3 protein-coding genes are annotated in these 2,987 nt (G+C 60.0%); all 3 read left to right on the plus strand.

Features of this window, described 5'->3' with window-relative positions:
• A partial coding sequence (locus K419_RS23930; protein ID WP_035497590.1) for a hypothetical protein occupies positions 1 to 218 on the plus strand: 218 nt, incomplete at its 5' end.
• Positions 219 to 588: 370 nt separating this feature from the next.
• A complete protein-coding gene (locus tag K419_RS0118800; RefSeq protein WP_226377741.1) occupies positions 589 to 1,785 on the plus strand; it encodes a hypothetical protein in 1,197 nt (398 codons plus the stop codon).
• Between the two features lie 311 nt (positions 1,786 to 2,096).
• Positions 2,097 to 2,498 carry an HsmA family protein gene (locus K419_RS0118810; RefSeq protein ID WP_156912257.1) on the plus strand — a complete coding sequence of 134 codons (402 nt, stop codon included), beginning with the start codon at positions 2,097 to 2,099 and terminating at the stop codon, positions 2,496 to 2,498.
• The last annotated feature ends 489 nt before the right edge of the window (positions 2,499 to 2,987 follow it).

Below are 2,987 nucleotides of genomic sequence, written 5' to 3' on the forward strand. Positions count from 1 at the left end.
ACAACGGCGGCAACGCAGCTCACGCAAGGGCGCTTCCGATCAGGAACCACGTGGACAACGTCACCGTCCAGATCGACCCGCAGTACCGCTTCAGCAACGACGTGTTGGCAACCTACACCTCCGCCAAGCTTGTTTCCGGCGGGACCAACAGGTCCGGCAGCTGCTTCAACGTGAGCTGCCACTTCACCAAAACCAGGCCGTGGAGTATCGAAAGATAGTCAGCTTCAGGCCCCAGCTTAACAAGAGAAGTAAGAAGCAGGTTTGAGACAATCCGGCGGGGGGAGGGTATCCCCCCGCCGGTGATGTCCCCGACCCGCCTAATAGCTGCCCCCGCCGGGAACTAGAGCAACCCGACCCACGATTTTCTCCCAAGCCAGACCATCACCTTTGCGCTTCCAGGGGGCCGATATCGAAGGCGATGAAGGCGCGGATGATTGAAATTTCCCGACCGCCGAACCTATGGCTACTGTCATGAGAATAATTTGGGTTGCTCCTGTTTCACCTCTTCATTAGAATGTATGTATTTGATTAAACTGCGTTTACATTCTCTTGGCGGCTAGGCAGGTGGCGGGGATGCTTCACCCGAAGTTGAATAGGAAGATTTGGTGCTGCGTGGGCGGCGCGGCGCTGGTGCTTCTACTGGCGCTCTCCTGGCTGGTGCGGGTGGAAGTGACCCGTAATTACAGGGGGGTATACCTGCTGCGCCAGGGGCCTTGCCGCCTGGTGCTGACGGACGTGATCCAACTGGGGCAGGAGGATCGGCTCTTGTTCGCCCTGCACTGGGATGAGGTCGCCAAGTCCCTGCACTTTGCCAAAGCCTTCGCCCCCGCGGGCTCCCATCTCCAGTACGACTGGTTCCAAGCCGACGGCAGCGGCTTCGTCAGGAACGTCTTCCCCAACGGGACCATGCTCATCACCTGCTTCAGCAGGTTCGTAGATGCCGGCAACGCCATCCCCCGCGGCCTTTTCGTCGGGGGGAACGTGCCGTATGAGGAAGGTAACGCCTCCCCGCAGGAGGGGGAGTCGGGGATGGCCTTTTTCGACGGCAAGAAGTGGCGGCACCTTTGGGGCAACGCCAACGAGGGTATAGCCCTGGGGAACGGCTCGCGACAGCTTTCCCCCTCGAAGTGGGAATTCCTCGGCAGCCGCGTGCTGGTTTCGAGCCGGGAGAAGATGGTGTTTTTCAGCTCGCACCGCGTCGCCGGCGAAGGGATGGCGCTGCACATCGACCGCTTCGCCGTCTTCAAGGCGGGGGAGCCCTATTTCATCCTGGTGAACCGGGTGCGCAACGAGGGGAAGGCGCCGGCCCTCTACTATTATGTCTACGGCGACGAGCCCTCCGTGGGGGACTACGGCGGCTCCACGGGGAACGTAGGGTGGGGCAAAGGGCGGCTCTTCCAGTACGAGACCGGACTCGATCCTGAGCGCGATTCCTATTTCGGCATGTACGACCACGGCAACAGCGCCGCCGGGGAGACCAAGGAGTACAGCAACCTGGCGAACTTCATCGAGTCGCTGGGTGCGCGGCCGGACCTGATGTACTTCTCGAACCGGCTCGGTTATTTCGCCAGCGAGAAGGAGAGGGTGCCCCTGCAAAGCCCGACCAGCAGGGTCCTCTTCATGCAGTGGGGACCCCGGCAGCTGGCGCCGGGAGAAGCCGACGTCTATGTCCTGGCGATCGGCATGGCGGATTGCAGGTCCGGGTGCGACATCCCGGTCAAGCCCCACATCTCGTTCTCGGACCAGGATATCTCGGACCTCCTTGCCCGACACGGCAAGGATTGACGGGTCCCATTCTCGCAGCGCCACGACCAGCGGACCTCCTCCCGTGCACCTGCGGAATGTCAGAAACTCCCTCCTCAAGCGCCACAAGCAGGTGCTGCTGCTGTCCTTTCCAGCGTGACGGGCTCCGCCGTCGCCGCCTTCCTGAAATTCCGGTGCGCTGCCGCAAAAGATGGCGCTGAAACTGCATGGCTTGTGCGCCGCTATCGTGAGGGGCGTTTGGCCGGCACCTGGTCAGGCAGGCCGCTGCAGGTCGAGGGGAAGCCGGACAGCATCCAATGCATGCTGCAGTCCGCCGGGGAGAAGGAGCGATGATGGGAGCCGAACACAAAACCTTGCTGGCCACCGCCGTGTTCTGGATGACGCTGGCGCTTATCTTCTATACCTGGGCCGTCTTCAGCGGCCGCAAGGAAGGGCTGCGCGCGAAGCATCTGGCCATCTTCGGCATCGGGCTTTTCTGCGACTACCTCGGCACACGCGAGATGAACCACTATGCCCAAGCGTTCGGCAAGGCGCCCGAGTGGCACAATATCACCGGCATCGCGTCGCTTGCGGGGATGGCCTTCCATTTCCTGCTGGCGCTTTTGGCCACGCTCGCGCGGCGCGCCGACGCCATGAACCTCCTGTTCCACCGGGTGAGCCTCTCTATCTACAGCTGCTGGCTGGTTGCCTTCTTCAGTGGCGCCATCTCCGGGATGCTGAGGATGAAGGTGTAATCCCGCGGCCGGACCCTGATAGACACGGTTAATGCTGTCATTGCCATGCCGTTATCGTTCACCCCGACCGAAGGCGTCCTGTCTCCCCCCCCCGCTCCAGAACATGATCTCCCGGAATTGCGGCATCAAGTTGAATGTAATGCCGTGAAACGTCCGTGAATATCGGGTCAGCCCGCATGAAACGACGCAACGTCAAAGACGATTTAATTCAAGCACATCAAAAAGTAACCATTTGGTTACGCTTTTATTAAAAAACGCGCTAAAAATGGCACATCTGTATTACAGTGGCCGGGCCACCGGGCTGCGATAAGGCTTTATCTTTTCATTTCGATGGCCGCTGTGGCATAGTAAACAAAACCTGACTCAGAAATCCACTTCACTAACTACAGTTCTGATACCTGGAAGGGGTTGGATATGACTATAAAAAGGGTCGCACTGATAACGCCGCCGTATCATTCCGGCGTCGTGGAGTCAGCGGGGACCTGGCTC

This window comes from Citrifermentans bremense R1, assembly GCF_000426865.1.
In the GTDB taxonomy this organism is placed as follows: domain Bacteria; phylum Desulfobacterota; class Desulfuromonadia; order Geobacterales; family Geobacteraceae; genus Geomonas; species Geomonas bremensis.

Bases quoted from the DNA above. Each gene is read 5' to 3' on its own strand.
- K419_RS0118810 (WP_156912257.1), top strand. From the start codon at position 2,097: ATGGGAGCCGAACACAAAACCTTGCTGGCCACCGCCGTGTTCTGGATG.